This window comes from Paenimyroides viscosum (assembly GCF_003858535.1).
Taxonomy (GTDB): domain Bacteria; phylum Bacteroidota; class Bacteroidia; order Flavobacteriales; family Flavobacteriaceae; genus Flavobacterium; species Flavobacterium viscosum.
Genome location: NZ_RQTJ01000044.1, coordinates 1 through 20,349 on the forward strand (window position 1 = coordinate 1; position 20,349 = coordinate 20,349).

Annotated in this window: 18 protein-coding genes; 5 read left to right on the top strand and 13 right to left on the bottom strand. The window is 34.1% G+C overall.

Going from position 1 to position 20,349, the window contains the following annotated elements; genetic code table 11:
* Positions 1-324: 324 nt before the first annotated feature.
* The 3 genes from rpsA to EG242_RS13635 all read right to left on the bottom strand — a co-directional run bounded on the left by rpsA (position 325) and on the right by EG242_RS13635 (position 4,436).
* Positions 325-2,091, bottom strand: coding sequence for a 30S ribosomal protein S1 (gene rpsA / locus EG242_RS13625; RefSeq protein WP_124900415.1), 1,767 nt, complete (start codon positions 2,089-2,091; stop codon positions 325-327).
* 200 nt (positions 2,092-2,291) lie between these two features.
* On the bottom strand, positions 2,292-3,941 hold the full coding sequence (locus EG242_RS13630; protein ID WP_124900416.1) for a DUF6029 family protein: 1,650 nt from the start codon (positions 3,939-3,941) through the stop codon (positions 2,292-2,294).
* Between the two features lie 3 nt (positions 3,942-3,944).
* A complete protein-coding gene (locus tag EG242_RS13635; RefSeq protein ID WP_124900417.1) occupies positions 3,945-4,436 on the bottom strand; it encodes a TlpA family protein disulfide reductase in 492 nt (163 codons plus the stop codon).
* 126 nt (positions 4,437-4,562) lie between these two features.
* Between EG242_RS13635 and EG242_RS13640 the strand changes: the two genes are divergently transcribed.
* Entirely contained in the window at positions 4,563-5,489 is a 927-nt protein-coding gene (locus EG242_RS13640; protein ID WP_124900418.1) for an Omp28-related outer membrane protein, read from the top strand.
* A gap of 59 nt (positions 5,490-5,548) precedes the next feature.
* Here EG242_RS13640 and dinB read toward each other — a convergent pair whose 3' ends face one another.
* Positions 5,549-6,631, bottom strand: coding sequence for a DNA polymerase IV (dinB, locus tag EG242_RS13645; RefSeq protein WP_124900419.1), 1,083 nt, complete (start codon positions 6,629-6,631; stop codon positions 5,549-5,551).
* Between the two features lie 11 nt (positions 6,632-6,642).
* On the bottom strand, positions 6,643-8,694 hold the full coding sequence (locus tag EG242_RS13650; RefSeq protein WP_124900420.1) for a recombinase: 2,052 nt from the start codon (positions 8,692-8,694) through the stop codon (positions 6,643-6,645).
* 46 nt (positions 8,695-8,740) lie between these two features.
* Between EG242_RS13650 and EG242_RS13655 the strand changes: the two genes are divergently transcribed.
* Positions 8,741-9,214, top strand: coding sequence for a CYTH domain-containing protein (locus EG242_RS13655; RefSeq protein WP_124900421.1), 474 nt, complete (start codon positions 8,741-8,743; stop codon positions 9,212-9,214).
* Here the strand turns inward: EG242_RS13655 and EG242_RS13660 are convergent.
* The 4 genes from EG242_RS13660 to EG242_RS13675 all read right to left on the bottom strand — a co-directional run bounded on the left by EG242_RS13660 (position 9,195) and on the right by EG242_RS13675 (position 13,144).
* Entirely contained in the window at positions 9,195-9,596 is a 402-nt protein-coding gene (locus EG242_RS13660; protein ID WP_124900422.1) for a septal ring lytic transglycosylase RlpA family protein, read from the bottom strand. The two genes, EG242_RS13655 and EG242_RS13660, sit on opposite strands and share 20 nt — an antisense overlap.
* Positions 9,580-10,014, bottom strand: coding sequence for a septal ring lytic transglycosylase RlpA family protein (locus EG242_RS15080; RefSeq protein ID WP_262673909.1), 435 nt, complete (start codon positions 10,012-10,014; stop codon positions 9,580-9,582). The genes EG242_RS13660 and EG242_RS15080 overlap by 17 nt, the downstream gene beginning before the upstream one ends.
* Positions 10,015-10,307: 293 nt before the next feature.
* On the bottom strand, positions 10,308-10,742 hold the full coding sequence (locus tag EG242_RS13670; RefSeq protein ID WP_124900424.1) for a hypothetical protein: 435 nt from the start codon (positions 10,740-10,742) through the stop codon (positions 10,308-10,310).
* 146 nt (positions 10,743-10,888) lie between these two features.
* Positions 10,889-13,144, bottom strand: coding sequence for a TonB-dependent receptor plug domain-containing protein (locus EG242_RS13675; RefSeq protein ID WP_124900425.1), 2,256 nt, complete (start codon positions 13,142-13,144; stop codon positions 10,889-10,891).
* Between the two features lie 93 nt (positions 13,145-13,237).
* Between EG242_RS13675 and EG242_RS13680 the strand changes: the two genes are divergently transcribed.
* Entirely contained in the window at positions 13,238-13,894 is a 657-nt protein-coding gene (locus EG242_RS13680; protein WP_124900426.1) for a metal-dependent transcriptional regulator, read from the top strand.
* A 1-nt stretch (position 13,895) separates the two neighbouring features.
* Positions 13,896-14,726, top strand: a complete 831-nt coding sequence (locus EG242_RS13685; RefSeq protein ID WP_124900427.1) for a ZIP family metal transporter — start codon at positions 13,896-13,898, stop codon at positions 14,724-14,726.
* Between the two features lie 40 nt (positions 14,727-14,766).
* Here EG242_RS13685 and EG242_RS13690 read toward each other — a convergent pair whose 3' ends face one another.
* The 4 genes from EG242_RS13690 to EG242_RS13705 form a co-directional block, all read right to left on the bottom strand.
* Complete coding sequence (locus EG242_RS13690) at positions 14,767-14,889, bottom strand: FeoB-associated Cys-rich membrane protein (protein ID WP_124900428.1); 123 nt, start codon at positions 14,887-14,889, stop codon at positions 14,767-14,769.
* A 4-nt stretch (positions 14,890-14,893) separates the two neighbouring features.
* Entirely contained in the window at positions 14,894-16,993 is a 2,100-nt protein-coding gene (gene feoB, locus EG242_RS13695) for a ferrous iron transport protein B (protein ID WP_124900429.1), read from the bottom strand.
* Positions 16,994-16,999: 6 nt separating this feature from the next.
* Positions 17,000-17,221: a FeoA family protein gene (locus EG242_RS13700; RefSeq protein ID WP_124900430.1), complete on the bottom strand. Its 222-nt coding sequence runs from the start codon at positions 17,219-17,221 to the stop codon at positions 17,000-17,002.
* Positions 17,222-17,380: 159 nt separating this feature from the next.
* Complete coding sequence (locus EG242_RS13705; RefSeq protein ID WP_124900431.1) at positions 17,381-18,079, bottom strand: SCO family protein; 699 nt, start codon at positions 18,077-18,079, stop codon at positions 17,381-17,383.
* A gap of 123 nt (positions 18,080-18,202) precedes the next feature.
* Between EG242_RS13705 and EG242_RS13710 the strand changes: the two genes are divergently transcribed.
* The gene (locus tag EG242_RS13710) at positions 18,203-20,257 is read left to right on the top strand and encodes a M13 family metallopeptidase (protein ID WP_124900432.1); all 2,055 of its coding nucleotides are present in this window, start codon (positions 18,203-18,205) and stop codon (positions 20,255-20,257) included.
* The last annotated feature ends 92 nt before the right edge of the window (positions 20,258-20,349 follow it).

Consider the following 20,349-nt stretch of genomic DNA (forward strand, 5'->3'; position numbering starts at 1 on the left):
ACTGTACTAAAAATGCAATATACATTATACGAAAACCTGAGAAACGGTGAGTTTAATTATACAACTTCTCGACTTCTCTCGAAGTAACAGGATGCGATTCAGCTTGCGTTAGGGATAGCAGTGGATAGCCCGCAGTGAGGAGGTACGACGAGCAAGGACTTGGAGCGAATAGCCCGACCCGACTGTTTATTTGTATTTTATGTTATTCGTTATTGAGTATTTACATAGGATTTTGTTTGGAAACGGAATTGAAGGGGAACGCCCTAAAACAAAAAAAATCCCGCTAGAGAACCAGCGGGATTTGATTTTAGTTGAGAAAACTTATTAGTTTTTACCTTCCATTTTAGCTTTTAATTCTGCTAAAGCGTCGATATCACCTAAAGTTGTTTTTTCGTTTGATGAATTGTTAGCTGATGCTTTTTCTTCTGAAGCTTTGAAGTTTTTCTCTTCTTCTTCGCGGAAAGTAGCAGTATGTGAAGCTACAACTCTTTTAAATTCTTTGTTGAATTCGATAACTTTGAAATCAGCAGTATCGCCTTTTTTCAATTTTTTACCGTCTTCTTTCTCTAAATGACGAGTTGGGATGAACGCAACTACATCTTCTTCGAAGTTCACTGTTGCACCTTTATCGTTTAAGTCTGCAATTGTACCGTTTTGTACTGTACCTACACCGTAAGCTGCTTCGTGAGCATCCCATGGATTGTCTGTAGTTTGTTTGTGACCTAAAGATAATTTACGACCTTCAACGTCTAATTCTAACACAACAACATCTAACTTGTCACCTACGTTAACAAATTCTGATGGGTGTTTGATTTTCTTAGTCCAAGATAAGTCAGAGATGTAAACTAATCCATCAATTCCTTCTTCTAATTCTACGAAAACACCAAAGTTAGTGAAGTTACGAACTGTACCTGTGTGTTTAGAACCTACTGGGTATTTAGATGTAATATCTGTCCAAGGATCGTTTGATAATTGTTTGATACCTAAAGACATTTTACGATCTTCACGATCTAATGTTAAGATAACCGCTTCTACTTCATCACCGATTTTCACGAAATCTTGTGCTGAACGTAAATGTGTTGACCAAGACATTTCTGACACGTGGATTAAACCTTCAACGCCTTCTGCAACTTCGATGAATGCACCGTAATCAGCTAAAACAACTACTTTACCTTTTACTTTATCACCTACGTTTAAGTTAGTGTCTAAAGCATCCCATGGATGAGCGTTTAATTGTTTTAAACCTAATTGGATACGTGTTTTCTCGTCATCGAAATCTAAGATTACAACGTTTAATTTTTGGTCTAATTCTAATACTTCAGATGGGTGGTTGATACGAGACCAAGATAAGTCTGTAATGTGGATTAATCCGTCAACACCACCTAAATCAATAAATACACCGTATGAAGTAATGTTTTTAACAACACCTTCTAATACTTGACCTTTTTCTAACTGACCGATGATTTCTTTTTTCTGAACTTCGATATCAGCTTCGATTAATGCTTTGTGAGAAACTACTACGTTTTTGAACTCATGGTTGATTTTCACAACTTTAAATTCCATAGTTTTGTTTACGTATTGATCGTAATCGCGGATTGGTTTCACATCGATTTGAGATCCTGGTAAGAATGCTTCAATACCGAATACGTCAACGATCATACCACCTTTAGTTCTACATTTAACAAAACCGTTAACGATTTCGCCTGTATCATGAGCTGCGATAACGCGATCCCAAGCTTTGATTGTACGAGCTTTACGGTGAGATAATACTAATTGTCCGTTTTTATCTTCGCGAACGTCGATTAAAACCTCTACTTTATCACCAACTTTTAAGTTAGGATTGTAACGGAACTCGTTTAAAGAAATAACACCTTCAGATTTAGCGTTGATATCAACGATTGCATCTCTGTCTGTGATTCTTACTACTACACCTTCTACAACTTCTTCTTCACCAGTTGAGATAAAAGTTTTTTCTACTAAATCTTCGAATTCTTGTAAGTTTTGAGCATCTACTGCATCAATACCGTTTTCATAACTTTCCCAGTTGAAAGTATCCAAAAATTCTTTTGCGTTTTGTGTTTGTTCAGACATGTCTGATAATAAATTTGTATTCTGTTTACTTAAGGATTGTAACGAAGTTTTAAACAGAAGTTGTTATTGATTTATGTTTCAACCTTTTAGCACATTCCTTTATCTTCTACTAAAAAGTGGTGCAAATTTACGTTGTTTTTTTTTATCTTCCTAAAAATCAATAAAAAAAGTCTGAATTAATATTCAGACTTTTTAGTTATTTAGAAATTTGTTGTTAGGTTTAAAGTAAGACCGTTTGATTCCGGCACGTATCTACAAACACCGCCCACACACATTAAACCACCACGTTGGCGGCCATAATTTACAGCGATACGGGTTGCACCTTTAGAAAAACTACCACCAACACTATAATAATGAATACGGCTTTCAGCGTGTGAATTGCCATAATTGTACATATCTGTAACATAAATACTAAACATGGTATTAGGAACATATTCTAACAAGGCTGCTCCCCAATCTCCTTTATCTGCAGAAGCCCACATGTTTTGTACTTGCAAACGTACCGAACTTGTTTCAGAAAAATTATACAAACCTTCAACGCTTACAATATCGGTTTTAACATCATCGAACTTTCCTTCTAAAATAGGTGCATTGTAGTATTGATTCATGTACATAGTAATGGTTTGAAAAGTTGGAGACCATCTTTTTCTTACTTCTACAGCAATATCAGAATAATATTTCTCTCCAAATTTCAAAAACTCATCCTCTAGTTCATTATTAGTAAAATCATAGGTTGATTTTAATCCTCCCCAATAAGATCCATTCACTGCTAAATGTGTTCCGTATTTCCCGCCTAATAGACTTCCTTCTACGAAATCATAGTAAAAATCATGTTGTCCACCTATTTCACCGTTTCTTTTTTCAAACCAATTAATCCCTCCTTGCGCTTGATACACGTATATATTTTGTAGCGAAAAATCGTACTGTTTTGTTAATGCCGGAATATAATTGATAACACCTTTATTGTATTGATTTCCAGCCAACTTTCTATCTGAATAAAATGTCATATTCTCCATTCTTCGAAGATTAACACTTGATCCAAAATTATCTTTGTTATATCCTATATTAACTAATATAGCATTTCCTTCTAGAAATGATCCATCTATATAATCTTCATTGGCAATAACAATATCTTTTTGTTTGTGAATATATTCTGTACCAAAATTAAACCCGCCAATTCCTAAATTAAATCTACCAGAAAAAGCATTGGTTAAATCATTTATACCCTCGTATTCCGTTACTTTTTCCTCATTTAATCTACCCACGTAACTAGCTCCAAATCTTAAATCGGTATTTTCTAACTTAAGTGCATCTGCCGCATTAAACTCTAAATTGGTTCCTAATACATAACTATCGGAAAAATCGAACCCCATTCCAATACGTTGTTTACCACCTAAAGCAGTTAAATCGAGGTTTTTTGTTAAACGCAATTTCGCATTCATACCAAAAAGCGCATTATTTATTCCTAATGCACGATCTTCCCATGAACGCAAAATTAAACCGCTTCCAAATTGCTCGTAAAAATGACCCAAGGTAATATTAACTCCGTTTTCAATATCGTTATATCGAGCGTAAATAGTACCTATGTTAACATCTTGTAAATCGGGATTGTAATTTATTATTGCTTTTGGATAGTAAGATTCTACCTGTGTACCAAACTCCCATTTATTTTTAAAATAATCAACCTTTATATAAGTGTTAGATCTTAAACGATCTTCAGCTTCATTTTCTTCAATTTTAATCTTATCATCATCTAGATAATATTGATTGTTTGATTCAATTCCTACACGTATTTGCGCATAAAAGAAAGACGACGTTAACAACGTCGCCGAAAGAATTATCTTTTTCATTAATTAATTTTTAACTATTTTTTTTAATTCTTGCTCCATTTTATTTTCGATTCCAGGAGTGTAATTAGAATGTGTAAAAATCACTTTACCTTTATAAAGAATCATTGTATAAGGTACATTTACTACATTTAAAGCTCTTTTAAGCTCTTGATTTGTATCTAATAAAACCTGATATTTCCATCCTTTTGAAGTTACCATAGGCTTTACTCTGTTAATTGTTTTAGAATCGTCAACCGAAACAGCCACCAACTCAACCCCATAATCTTTTTGCCATTGAGCGTATTTAGTTTTAATAGCTTCTAATTCCTTAATACATGGTCCGCACCACGTTGCCCAAAAGCTTACAATTACAGGTTTAGACGAGCTATTGTAATTTGCAATATTGATAGATTTATTATCAAGCCCTTTTAATGAAACATTAGGTAATTTATTTTGCCCTATTGCAAATGTTACAAACATCAAACAAAAAGCTAGTAATGACAAACGAATTTTCATGATATTTTATCAGTTCTTTAAAAATTTTAATTCAAAATTAATGATAAAATAATTATGATATAATTTTTTTATCGTATTTTTTTTTTATTATTTTACAACTTATTAACTCAATATTAACGATATATTATGTTCAAAAAGAAATTTTTACCAGTTCTGTTATTAGGGATAGCATCACTAGGTATCGTTAGTTGTTCTGATTCTGACGACTCTAACGACCAACCACAAAACACTGAAGTTGACTTTACAAAGGGCGAATACAAACAAAAAGTATTAGTTGAAGATATTACATCTGCAAGTTGCATGGTGTGTCCTTTAGCTTCATTTACAACAGAAGAATTAGCTAAATCAGAATATGCCGATAAATTAATTCCTGTAGCTATTCATGACGATTACAATATAGATTATGTAAAGGATCCATTCGTATTACCTAAAGTTAGAGATCTTGTAAGGGTTCTTAAGCTTAATGGATATCCATTTATGTCTTGGAACAGAAACCCATCTATTCAAGGTCAACTTTTCCAAAATTGGCTTCGTCAAGGCAAAAACGATGCAGGAGAAACCCAATTCTTTGTGGATATTAATTTATTTAAAAATTTTTATACAAAATATAAACTTTTTAACGAAGGCTCGCCAATTGGTATTAAAATAGAATCAAACTTAGCTGCTACAAGTGGTAAAGTTGATGTTAGTTTAAAATTTAGCCAAAATATTAGCCAAGAACTAAAATATGTTGTTTACCTATTAGAAGATGGTTTAGAATTTAAACAATTAAATTCATCTCCGTTATATGGCAACACCACTGGAAAAGCAAGATGGGAAGAAAATTTTGTTCACGATCATGTGGTACGCGCAACTAACAACTTTTTAGGTGATGTTATTGCTTCAGATCAAACAAAATCTTCAAATGAATATAAAAATACAGTTAACTTATCGTATGAGTTAAAAGATGTTTCAAAAGCAAGCGTTGTGGTTGCTGTATTAGATAGTAAAGGCAATGTACTAAATGTACAAAAAGCAAAAGCTAATACAACACAAGACTACGAAAAAAAATAATTTAGATATATTTATCTACTTCATAAAAACTCAAACTTTTCGGTTTGAGTTTTTTTTGTTTAAAACCTAAACTTTAACTGCACGTATTCTGCTTTTTTCTGGTTTATATTTAAATTACTTACTTGTATACCAATTAAACGTACCGATGTTTTTAAATTATTTTGTTGCAACAATTCTAACGAAGTATCTAGCAGTAAATCAAAACTACTAACATAATACGGTAACGTAAAACTTTTTGTTTGTAAGGTAAAATCGCTGTATTTTATTTTAAGAGTTATTGTTTTGCCCGAAAGATTTCTCTTTTGCAATCGCATGGATACTTCTTCACAAACATCTTTTAATTTGTCTTGCAATGGAACTATCGATGTATAATTTTCCCTAAACGTTCGTTCTGCGCCAATTGATTTTGGCAACCTATTTGGCACAACCGCAGAATTACTAATTCCGCGAGCCAACTGATAAAAATGAGCACCCGAATTGCCAAAATGATTTTCTAAAAAATCGAATGATTTTTTGCGCAGATCAGCTCCAGTAAAAATCCCAAGATGATACATTTTTTCACAGGTTTTTTTACCCACTCCAAAAAAGCGCTTAATTTCTAAAGAATCTAAAAAAGGAATTATTTCGTTAGGTTTAATAGTTTTTTGTCCGTTTGGTTTGTTGTAATCGCTTGCTATTTTTGCCAGAAATTTATTGATTGAAATTCCTGCAGAAGCAGTTAAACCTGTAGTTTGAAAAATTTTTAGACGAATTTCTTCTGCCATCATTGTAGCACTTTTCAAGCCTTTTTTATTAACGGTAACATCTAAAAAAGCTTCGTCTAATGACAGTGGTTCAACCAAATCGGTGTATTCCAAAAAAATCTGTCTAATTTGGCTTGATACTTCTTTGTAGCGTGCAAAGCGTGGAGGAACAAAAATTAGTTCCGGACATTTTTTTATAGCTAGTTTTCCGCTCATAGCACTGCGTACACCAAATTTTCTAGCTTCGTAACTTGCTGCCGATATCACTCCTCGTTCTTCAGAACCTCCTACTGCAAGTGGTTTGTTTCTTAACTCTGGAAAATCAAGCTGTTCTACCGAAGCGTAAAACGCATCCATATCAATATGAATAATTTTTCGATGCGTTTGATTTTGATCCATTTCAGTTTAAATCAATTAGTAAAATCGGTTTTTTTTGGCTTTCGTGGCGGAAAAAAGAAATGAAGCGGCTGTTTTTTAAAGTGCTTCCAAACAGATTTCTGCAAAGAGAAAACTTCTACCCAAGGAATATCTCTTGATCGGAAAGCCAACCCTAACGATAAACCAAAACTTACTGTAAAGTTTATTAATCCTACAAAGAAAATTCCTAACAAACACCAAAGCCAAGTTATTGCTGTTAGTTGAAAATCGGCTCCGTAAGCACCTAATGCAATATTACCACTTACAAAAGTTATATGACGAATATCTAAATTTAAACCTAAAAATATACCAATAGAATGTGTGCTTCCCATAAAAATACCAAACCAAAAGTTAGATATAATTCCAGGCCATTTACGTTCTAGCCAACCAGCCAATTTATTTGCTTTGTAGGCACCTATCGTCGATTTTAAAAACGGATTTTCTTGTATGCGGTAATACACTTGGTTGTGTTTGTTTTTGTTGGATACATTTCCAGAGATAATTCCCGATAAAAACAAAAAGACACCTGCAATTGCTGCATGAAAAATTGCCCAAGAATGTACCGGACTAGAATCATTTAAAAGTGTATGCCATTTGGTATCGGTAATGTTAATCCCGGTGATACGATCAATACTCCAAATTAACAATAATGCCACTGCAAATGCCATAATCACGTTTCCAACAAAAGCTATAAATTGCGAACGAAACAAGCGGGCGAATAAATTAGCAAATGCACTATGTTGTTCAGTTGTAGATGTTTGCGTTTTTCTACCTTCTTCTATTGCCTTAATTATGTATGATGCTGTCATGGCAGGTTGCTTTGTTGCCAGTGCAAAGCCACAGAGGTAAATAACTATAAACCCAACAGCATAATTCATACTATACAAAAAGGCAAAACCAAAATCACTGGTATCTGCTTTAGATAAAAGTACCTTAAAAATACACAAAAAGCCTACAACCAAACCCGCACCTAATGATGCTTTAAACATACTAAAATATTCTTTGGCGGTTTCCGTTATGTAATGTTCACCTGTTTTTGCGGTATATTGTGTAATTTCATACGAAACCACTTGGGTACTTTCTGCTATTAACTTACTAACATTGTTTTTATAACAGTTGTATTCTATAAGTTTAAGCGATAGTTTAACGGTGTTTTCTATTCGATCTTTTGGAGTATTAACAATTAAAAAGTCAATTAATGTTTTAATACGATCTAACTGCTGCCTAATACGCAGCAAACTTTGGTTTACTTTTAAGGTTATTCCGAATGTAGCACTGTTTTTATAAGCGTGTTTAACTAAATCTACACATTGCTTATACAAAATCACCATTTGTTTATAATTCAGGTCATTTGCGTCTACAAACTGAACTTCGCCTTTACGCAAGCGGCTTTCTATTTCTAAAAACTCGTTTTCGAAACCTAAAAACGGACTTCCTAAATGGTTGTATTTCGGAATCATATTTAAAATACTTGTTTCCATTGATCTACCACTCATTCGTTGAGTTAAGACTCCCATGGCATACAAAATTTCTGAAAGTGCCCCTTCTTCAGCTTTATCAAACTGATAAATATCAGGAAGTTGCAATATTTCAACCAACTCAATTAGCTCGTGCATTGGAATTTTATTTATCCAAACAAAGTCAGTTTCCTTATAAAAAACCTGATTAAGCACATACTCTAACGTATCTTTTTTAGGCTGATAAGGTAAAATTTTAGAAGATATACGTTTTCTAATCTCATACAAAAAATCAGAATCTTGCAAAATACCTGCATCTGAAACCATTATACGAAAAGATCTGTCAGATAAAATACTTCCTAAATAATTACTTAAAATTACTCGATGTGTATCAAACTCAATTAAATGGTCTAACAATTCGCGCAATGTTATATTTGCAACAGATTTAGGACTTTTTGGACGAAAATACTTTACTAAATCGTATAAAAAATACAAACTTTCCTTTAAAACAACATCACCATCTACAATGTATTTTGCAAATATTTCGCCAATGTTATTATAGGCAAACTGTTTTTTTATTAAACTCATAAATTCTTTTTTACGATATTTGATATTTAGGAAAAATACAAAATCAATGTTAGAAATTGAACGAAAATTCAGCGTTAAAAGTACTAATTTTTTAGCGAATGCTAAAGAAAGCTACAAGATAACTCAAGGTTATTTAAATACCGACAAAAACCGAACCGTTCGCGTACGCATTAAAGGCAACAAAGGTTTTATTACCGTAAAAGGCATAAGCTCTGCAAATGGTTTATCGCGATTTGAATGGGAAAAAGAGATTTTAGTTGATGATGCTAATGCTCTTTTAATGTTATGCGAAGATTTTGTGATTGATAAAACCCGTTATTTAATTCCGTTTGGCAGTGTTGTTTTTGAGGTTGATGTTTTTGAAGGAGCTAACGAAGGACTTGTAATTGCCGAAGTTGAATTAGAAACAACAGACCAGCAATTTGATAAACCTGAATGGCTGGGTGAAGAATTAACGGGCGACGAGCGTTTTTACAATGCGTATTTAAGCAACGTGCCTTTTACTTCTTGGAGTCGTTAATTAATTCTAATTTAACTTGAAGTTTGCCCGCTTTTTTATCGTGTGAAATGGCATCGAAAGCTTTTTTACTTAAATCTATTTCCAAGCCTTTTGTAAATGGCCCGCGATCATTGATTTCTACAATAACACTTTTATTGTTTTCTATATTGGTAACTTTAACTTTAGTACCAAAGGTTAACGATTTATGCGCGGCAGTTAGTTTACTGTTTGAAAAAATGATACCGCTTGCCGTCTTTCTTCCGTTAAATTTATTATGATAATAACATGCAAAAACCTCATCTTTATACAATGAGGTTTTTGTGTTTTTTGAGTTGCTCGCTGTTTTACAACTTGTAAAACCAATTAATAATATGATAATTATAAGACTATAACGCAAATTCATGTAAATTTAGACCATCTGGAACAGAAGCAACTATATTTAATTCGCTTTCTAATTCTGTTTTCTTGTCTTCATAATCATTTGGCAAAACTTCAACTTTAACATCTAACGTTCCGCGCCCTTTATTACTGGCTAAATCCATAAAAGCAGTTTTGCTTAAATCTAATTTACGACCTTTTACAAATGGTCCTCGATCATTGATTTCTACAATAACCTCACGGTCATTTTTTAAATTTGTTACGCGTATTTTTGTACCAAAAGGTAATGTTTTGTGAGCCGCTGTATATTTTTTATTGCTAAAAATAGCACCACTTGCTGTTTTTCTTCCATTGAATTTATCGTGGTAGTAAGACGCTTGGGTATTTTCGTGTACTGTTTCAACTTCGCTTTCTAAAGCTTCTAGTTCTGCATTTAATTTAATTAATTCGCTATTTAAATCAGCTTCTTTTTCGTTTATTTTAGAAGAATCTTTACTAAAATTACTAGCTGTTGCTGTTTCTGCATACGCTAATTCCTTCCCTACAACTCTTACATTGTTATCCGTCTCGTTGTTTTGTGTTAAAACACTAAAGCCTGTTATTGCTGTAAGTGTTACTATTCCTGCTAAAATGAAAGAAAAATGCTTCTTCATAAATTGTAATTTAATTAAACTTCTTTTTTTCTTGTAAAGACAAGAGAATTCTTTTTTCTATTTATAGAATTAAGAATGGTATTTTAAAACCAGTTGCTCCAAGGAATTCTTGATAAAACCAAAATAGTTCCTAAAGCATACATAATTGCAATTGATTTAAATTTTGCTTGGCTTGTAGCGGCTTTTTTATGTTTAGACCAACCAATTGTAATTAAAATTATTGCTATAATATTAATTAACGGATGTTCTACCGCATACAATCTTAAATTTGAATCTTTCATAATTTCACCCATTGGTAAATCAAAGATTTTAACGTTTGGTGAATTGAAATACAAAATTAAACCAATTAAGAATTGTGTGTGTGTAAAAATTAAAGCAAATAACGATAATTTACGGTCGCCATCTTTAAATTCTTTGTTAGATGTCATTCCGATAATAGCATTTAATGACGCTACAACTAACAGAATTAAAGCTAAGTAAGCAATGTAAGAATGCGCATGTAATAAACCTGTGTACATAGTTATATTTTATTGATGTTGCTGGTAAAGATAGGCTTTTTTATTTGCAAAAAACTACCTTTAATTTTTTACACAAAAGCAAATATATTGAATTACAATAACATAGCAAAATTTATTATAAAAATAGTTTCGTTTTTAACATAATCTTAGAAATTGTATCGAACTCCAAAAAATGTTCTTAAGCCTTGGTTTGGTGCGTAAATATAAGTGGGATCAAACACTAAACCATACGGATTTTCGGGGGTTGCCAAAGCGCTTCCGTTGGCATCATATTGCACATTTTTGTTAAACGGATCATTAGATCTTGCAATTAAAAACGGATTGTTTTTATTAGGTGTCCAATTCAATAAATTTTTAATGCCGCCGTATAATTCAAAATGCTTAAAACCTTTATATGTTAACTGAATATTCTGAATGCTGTAGGTTTCAGAATACGGCAAACGCGGATCTAATTCACTAACCAAAGGCAAACGCATGGGTCCGTACAAATTTCCCGAATAATCTACAGTTAGGTTTAAACGGTTAAAAGTGTAGGAAACAACCCAAGTTCCCGAAAATTTTTCGGTAAGCATCTGCTGTGTTCGTATATTATTTTCAACCTTGCTTACATCTTGTAGCGTTACACCCATCATTATTTTCAGGTTGTTGGCATAAACCGCATCAACATTTAGGCTGATACCTTTTGTTTCGGCATATCCTTCTAAATTTTTATAGATGATCTGGTTTGGATTGCTGTCGTAATCTGGAATGATGGAATTGGTAAAATAAGTGTACCACGCAGCAGCTTCGGCCTGTAAGATAAAATCATCTTTCAACATCCAGGTTTTTAAATAATTCACATTTACGTTGTACGATTTTTCGGGTTTAAGATCTTCTAAAACAATTACATCTCGTGCACCCGAAAGCGCCGCATGTTCTTCGGTAAACAAATTAACAACTCTGAAACCTGTTCCCGCATTCAAACGCATAATATCTCCTTTTTTAGATTCGTATCTAAATGCAAAACGCGGCGTAATAATACTTTTGTGATCTTTATGATAATCGTACCTTAATCCTCCCAGCAAACTAAATCGCTTGTTTATTTCGTACGAATCCTGAACAAAAATACTCGGAATAAACGTTTCATCTGCTGTTGGTTTTGCTGCGCTGTTGTCATCGTACATTTGATATCTTGCGGCTGTTCCAACCAATAAATCATGTTTGCCATAGGTTTTATCCCAATAAAACTGTGTAAATGCAATATTTTGTTTTGCCATAAACGGCGTATCGCCATACATTGAATTTTGATCGTGGGTTGTGATAGAAAACTGACTCGTAATTTTTTCGGTAAACGGCAATTCGTACAAACCAAGTAATTCCCAACGGTTTGTGTAAATAGATTCTCCATAGACATCAGTTCCGCCGCGGAAATTTCTATTCCAATTCATTTGTCCGCCCCAACGATCTTCATAAAAATAACGCGTTGCCAATGCCAGTTGCTTTTTTGATTTTCGTTCGAAAGTGATTTTGTTAAAGATCGAAATACGGTCTTGCAACGTAACATCGGTAAATTCATCTTTATTTTTATCAATCGGATTTGAATAATTGAAATAATTCACACCCATTAACCAATGAACTTTATCTGAAACTTTTAAAGATAACCCCAAATCGGTATTAATTTCACCCCACGAAGTTCCAAAAACATCAACCGCATATTTTGATGCATACAGCGGATTTTTAGTAATGATATTGATTAATCCACCTACTGCTTCACTTCCATACAACGAAGAAGCCGGACCTTTCACGATTTCGACTTTCTCTATCAGCGAATTCGGAATTCCCGACAAACCATAAACCGTTGACAAGCCACTAACAATCGGCATTCCATCGATCAAAACAAAAGTGTACGGACCTTCTAATCCATTAATATGAATGTCGCCCGTATTACAAACACTGCAATTTACCTGTGGTTTTACGCCGTTTACGTTTTGTAGTGCTTCAAAAATATTGGGCGTTGGGTTCTTTTTGAAAAAAGTGGGCGTGTAAACCTCAACCGGCACCAAACTTTCAGATCGAAGCACGGGTTTCATTGTTCCCGAAATGACAATTTCGTTCAGCAAATCAACTTGTGAATCTTCGGTCGATAAAACAAATTCAAACCGTTCTTCTGCTTTTGTCAAATTCAATTCAAAAGTTTGAATAAATCCGCTGCTATTTTCAATATTGAAATGATAAATTCCTGTATTTTCAAATTGATAATTGAAAGTTCCATCTACTTGTGTTTGAACTTCTTCATCAGCTTCAACAATATAAACTGCGGTTTGTACTACATTTTTATTATCGGTTACTTTTCCGGTGAATTGTACTTGTGCAGATAAATTGGAAACACTTAAAAGTAAACTGAAAAATACAATTAGTCTCATTTGAATTAATTTTTAGACAAATCTAAAAATATTTTTTAAACAACTTAAATTAAAATTAGATTATTTAATTATATTTGATTTTTATTTGAAACTATGCTTACCCATACCGAAGAAAATTACCTGAAAGTGATTTATCATTTGTCGCAAACCGAAGATGAAGGAATTTCAACCAATGCCATTGCGCAGAAAATTGATACTAAAGCATCGTCTGTTACCGATATGATTAAAAAACTGAAAGAAAAAAAACTGATTAGCCACGAGAAATATAAAGGTGTTTTTATAACCGCTTTAGGTTTGCAAACCGCTAAAATGATTATTAGAAAGCACCGTTTGTGGGAAGTTTTTTTGGTTGATAAATTAAATTTTAATTGGGACGAAGTGCATGATGTTGCCGAAGAATTGGAACACATTAAATCTGAAAAACTGATTAATGCACTGGATGCTTTTCTGGGTTATCCGAAAGAAGATCCGCATGGAGATCCCATTCCAAATGCTAAAGGCGAAATTCCTTACCGTGAAAAGGAATTGCTTACCGAAACAGAAGAGAACAACAATTATATGTGCGTAGGCGTAAAAGATACTTCGGCTGCGTTTCTGCAATATTTAGATCGACAAAAAATTGCCTTGGGAAGCACATTTACTATTTTAAAGCACGAAAATTTCGATCATTCGGTAACTATTCTGTTTCAAGAAAACGAGCTTACTTTGTCTAAAGTGGTGGCTCATAATTTATTCGTAAAAAAGATCTGATATGTTTGATCAACTCATAGCCTTTTTTGAATCGGTTGATCCGGTTTGGGCAGCCCTTTTCGCAGGATTATTCACTTGGTCGTTAACGGCAATTGGCGCAGCATTGGTATTTGTTTTTCGAAATCCAGACAAGAGATTATTAGACGGAATGCTTGGTTTTACAGGCGGTGTAATGATTGCTGCCAGCTTTTGGAGTTTGCTTGCTCCGGCTATAAACATGAGTAAAGGCGAAGGATTTACCAAAGTAATGCCCGCTGCCATTGGTTTTGCGTTAGGCGCGTTATTTTTGTTTGCGCTTGATAAAATTCTGCCACATTTGCATTTAAATCATCCCGTATCGAAAACCGAAGGCGTTAAAACCAAAACACCTTGGCAAAAAACTACTTTATTGGTTTTGGCAATTACCTTACACAACATTCCCGAAGGTTTAGCAGTTGGCGTTTTGTTTGGCGGTGTTGCTGCCGGAATTCCCGAAGCAACTATTGCAGGCGCTTTAACTTTGGCAATTGGGATTGGTTTACAGAATTTACCCGAAGGTTTAGCGGTTTCGTTTCCATTGCGAAGAGCAGGTATGAGTCGCGGTAAAAGTTTTATGTACGGACAAAGTTCTGCTTTGGTAGAACCTGTTGCAGCTGTAATTGGAGCTTTGGCGGTTGGTTTCTTCACTCCTATTTTACCTTATGCCTTGGCTTTTGCTGCTGGAGCCATGATTTTTGTTGTAATTGAAGAAGTTGTTCCCGAAACACAGCAAGGTGACAACGGAGATATTGCAACTCTTGGTTTTATTGGCGGATTTATTGCTATGATGATGTTGGACGTGGCGTTGGGGTAGATCGTTTCGACAAGCTCAACGTCCGTAAGTATCATACTTCTTACCCACAACCACAGTTGTTATCATTACCGCAACTGCCCTTTTTCTTCTTTTTAAAAACAAACTTCTTTAATAAAAAGGCAACTGCGATAAACAATACTATATAAATAAGAATATCTTGCATTGGTTTACTTTAAAAGTTGATAAGCAATTAAAGCAGCAACATAAGCTACGGCTGTCATAAAAATAAGCTGAACAAATGTCCATTTCCACGAGTTGGTTTCTTTTTTAGTTACCCCAACCGTTGACAAACATTGCATAGCAAAAGCGTAAAATAACAACAGTGAAATTCCGGTTGCAAAAGTGTAAACAGGTGTTCCGTCTGCGCGTTTTTCATTCGCCATTCTGTCTATAATCTTTGTTTCGTCTTCAGCATCATCTCCCCCTAAATTATATAAGGTTGCTAAATTTCCAACAAAAACTTCACGAGCAGCAAACGATGTTAAAACGGCAATGCTTATTTTCCAATCGTAACCCAGCGGACGGAAAACAGGTTCAATGGTTCTACCAATAATTCCAATATACGAATGTTCTAACTGATAGCCTGCAACTTCGCTGTTATAACGCTCTTCGGTTAAACGCTCGTTAATATGCTTTTCGGCAACCATTTCTTCGGCATTTCCAAAAGTATCAATTGGTCCGTGCGATCCTAAAAACCACAGAATTACAGACAATGCCAAAATAATTTTACCGGCACCCACAACATACGAAACCACTTTTTCGTACATGTTCAAAAAAACATTCTTTAAAATTGGCACTTTGTAAGTAGGCATTTCAATCACAAAAAACGATTTTCTGTCGGCTTTAATAATCTTGCTTAAAACCAAGCCCGATAATAAAGCAGCCAAAAATCCTAAAACGTACATCATGGTCATTACAAAAGCCTGCAACGGTATAAAACCTAAAATATATGTTTTTGGGATGATGAGCGATATAATGATAATGTAAACCGGAATACGCGCCGAACAGGTTGTAAAAGGCGTAACCAGCATGGTGATTAATCGTTCTTTTGGATTTTCTATGTTACGTGCACTCATAATTGCAGGAATGGCGCAAGCTGTTCCCGATACTAAAGGCACAACCGATTTTCCGCTTAATCCGAAAGGTTTCATGATGCGATCCATTAAAAAAACCACACGACTCATGTAACCTGTTTCTTCTAAAATCGAAATTAAAAAGAATAAAATAGCAATTTGCGGCACAAACATCAACACACCGCCTAAACCAGGAATTATACCATCGGCAAGTAATTCGGTTAATTTTCCTTCGGGTAAATTGGCACTTGTCCAAGTAGATAAATCGGCAAATAATCCATCAACGAAATCCATTGGAAAAGCCGCCAATTCAAAGATCGATCCGTAAATCAACAGCAAAACAAAGAAGAAGATAATGTAACCCCAGAATTTGTGAGTTAGAATTCGATCGAACTTCATGCGGATATCTGTTGCCTTTGAAGTATCAATTTTATAGGTATCTTTTAAAATATCGTTGATAAACTGATAACGCTTTATGGTTTCGCGCTGTTGTAATTTTTTAAGTTCACTAGCAGATTTCTGTACAGTTGCACTACTTGAAACAAGCGGACTTAATTTTTCGAACTGAAAAATTCCTGTCTGCGTAAGCCAAACTTTGTAAGGATTTTCATTTGGATAAAGATTTCCTAAAAGCGAAAAGTAATTTTCATCGATTAATTTTAAATCGAAAACACTGTTTGTATTATAGTTTGAATAATTTAAAACTGCTTGCTTTAAATCGTCAATTCCTTCTTTTTTTCTTGCAGAAATTAGAACAATTTTGGTATCTAACGCTTTTTCCAATGCAGGTACATCAATAGAAATTCCTTTCTTTTCCATTTGATCTGCCATGTTCAATGCCAGAATTGTAGGAAAACCTAAATCTTTAACCTGCGTAAAAAGCAACAGATTTCGTTTTAAATTTTCTACTTCGGCAACCACAACAACTACATCGGGAAAATCTTTATTCGATGTATCAAAAATTGCTTTTAACGCAATTTCTTCGTCTTTAGAATTTGGATTTACAGAATAAACCCCCGGCAAATCTATAATACTTGCTTTGGTATCTTTATTTAATATAGTAGTTCCTGTTTTACGTTCTACGGTTACACCCGGATAATTTCCTACGTGTTGGTTTAAGCCTGTTAATGCGTTAAAAACGGAAGTTTTACCTACATTCGGGTTTCCAATTAACGCTACTTTTAGTTGTTTCATTAAATGTTATATAAGTTCTACTTCTATTTCTTTCGCTAAATCTTTACGAATACTTAAAAAAGAATCGTTCACTTTTATGTAGATTGGATCTAATAAAGGTGCAATTTGCAAAACCTCGACAATATTGCCAGGTAGGCAGCCCATTTCTATTAATTTTAAAGGAACATGATCTACGTTTATACTAACGATGGTTCCTTTTTGGCTCTTTTTTAAAAAATTAAGAGTCATATCTTTTTATTTAGATTTAGTTTGAATTACAAATTTAACCATTAAAAAAGGAAAACCGAACTTTATTTGTTTTCCTACTGCTTTTTGGCTGTTTTTATAATTATTTTAACTTTTGAATTCAAACTTCACAAGTTTTAAAAACCTGTGAGGTTTATATAATTAACTTTTAGCGTTCAGCCATTTAATATCTTCTAACAATTGGTTTACGTTCTTTGTATCATCGTCTTTATCTTCGTTTAAATTAGTACCGTCGTAAAATCCGCGAATACGTCCTTTTTTATCAACCAAAATAAAATTTTCGGTATGCACCATATCATACAATTCACCAACCGATGCTGTTTTTACCGCCAAGAACGATTGACGTGCCAAATAATAAATCGCTTTTTTATCACCCGTAAGTAAGTTCCATTTGCTATCAATCACACCTTTTTCATCGGCATATTTACGTAACACTTCAGGTGTATCAATGTCAGGTGTCACAGAAAAAGACAAGAGTTTTACATTAGGCATGTCTTTAATTTTATCTTGCAACCACACCATATTATCCGTCATAATTGGGCAAATAGTTGGGCAAGTTGTAAAAAAGAAATCGGCAACATAAATTACGTTTTCGTACTCTTTCTGGGTAATGGTTTTATTGTTTTGATTTTGAAAAGAGAATTCTGCAATCTTATGCTTCATTTTATTATTTTGGTGCTGTACCAAACTATCAACCAACTCCGGATTTACCATTGCAGGTGTGTAAATAGGCAATTGTTTTTCGGGTTTTAAGGCATTGTAGAAAAGCGATAAAATAATAACCGAAAGCACACCAATGGTTAGGAACAAGTATCTGTAACGATAAAAAAGATCTTTCATTACTTAAATTTTATGCGAAATTACAAAAGCTTTTACCGAAAAAGGTTAAATAACTTATAAAACAACCTTTTAATTGGCTATTGTTTTTATTTTTGTAGTTATACCTCTAATCAAATAAGAAAAATGAATAAAAAATTTATGTTCTTGCCTGCAACCTTATTAATGATTGCAACATCAACAGTACAAGCACAAACTCCTTCTGCCGAAAGTCACGGAATAAACTTGGAATACATGGATAAAAACGTGAAACCGGGCGATGATTTCTTTAGATATGTGAATGGAGAATGGTTTGATAAAACCGAAATTCCTGCCGATAGAACACGTTGGGGAAGTTTTGACGAACTGCGTCAGAATACCGATATTGATGCGTTAACCATTTTAAAAGAAGCGGTTAACAATAAAAAGTTAGATCCAAATTCAGATCAAATGAAAGCGGTGAACGTTTTTAAAACCTATTTAGATCTTGATACCCGCAACAAATTAGGCATCACTCCTATTCAATCTACGTTAGATCAAATAAACAAAATTAAAAATGCCAACGATATTGTTGCCTTATTAAAAGAAAAAATGCCCGAAGGCGGTTTAGGCTTTTTTGGTTTATATGTTAGTTCTGATGCCCTAGATTCTAACAAAAACACCATTTATGTTTCGCCAGGAAGCATTGGTTTACCAGACCGCGATTATTATGTTTCTACAGATGCCGATTCGCAAGATAAAAAACAAAAATACGAAGTACACGTTGCACGTATGTTGCAGTTTTTAGGAATTGACGAAGCTTCGGCTAAAAAACAGGCTGCACAAGTAGTTGCTTTAGAAACAAAAATGGCAGAAGCACGTTTAGACCGTGTGGAGCGTCGCGATCGTAGAAAAACCTACAACCCAATGTCGGTTGCAGAATTGCAAAAACTAACTCCAACGGTTAATTGGAACAATTATTTAGTGGCAGCCGGATTAAAAAATGTGGATCAAGTAGTGGTTTCTATGCCAAAATACATGGAAACATTAGAAAACATTTTTAAAACAGCGAGTGCCGATGAATTGAAAGCGTATTTACGTTGGACGTTGATTAATAAAAACACCGGAGTTTTAACCACAGCTATTGATGAAGCAAACTTCGATTTTTACAGTAAAACCTTAACCGGCGCCATTGCACAACGCCCAATTGAAGAGCGTGCCTTACAAATTGTTAATGGAACCGTTGGTGAAGCTTTAGGTAAACTGTATGTAGAAAAGAAATTCCCTGCAGAAGCTAAAGAAATTGCTAAAGAAATGGTTGATTACGTATTTAAAGCCTTTGAAAACCGTATCAATAATTTACCATGGATGACGCCTGCAACACGAAAAGGCGCTATTGAAAAACTACATAAATCTACCGTTAAAATTGGTTATCCTGATAAATGGGAAGATTATTCTAAATTAGAAATTAAATCAATAGAAAATGGCGGCACGTATTACGAAAACATGAAAAACGTAGCGCGTTGGCGTTTTGCTAAAAACATGGCAGATTACGGCAAACCGGTAGATAAAACCAAATGGGGTATGTCTCCACAAACCGTTAACGCTTATTTTAACCCAACAAACAACGAAATTGTGTTTCCGGCAGCTATTTTACAACCGCCTTTCTACGATTATAAAGCCGATATGGCTGTAAATTTTGGTGGAATTGGCGCCGTAATTGGTCACGAAATTTCGCATGGGTTCGATGATTCTGGTTCTCGATACAATGCCGATGGTAACTTGGTGAATTGGTGGACAGATGACGATTTAAAGCAATTCACAGGATTGGGCGGTGCCTTGGCAGATCAATATTCGTCTTTAGAACCGATTCCTGATACATTTGTAGATGGTAAATTTACTTTAGGTGAAAACATTGGAGATTTAGGTGGCGTGAACGCTGCTTATGACGGATTACAGTTGTATTTACAAGATAAAGGTCGTCCGGGATTAATTGACGGATACACGCCTGAACAACGTTTCTTTATTTCGTGGGGAACCATCTGGAGAACAAAAATGCGCGATGAAGCTATTAAAAATCAAGTAAAAACCGATCCGCATGCTCCGGGAATGTATCGTTCGTATGTGCCTTTACAAAATGTTGATTCTTGGTATAAAGCTTTCGACATTAAACTAGGCGATAAATTATACATTTCACCAGAAAACCGAGTAAAGATCTGGTAGATTTTACTAAACTGGAATAGAATAACAAATAAGAAGCTGTCTCAAAACTAGACAGCTTCTTTTTTGCTTTTTAGAATATATATGTTCTTGTA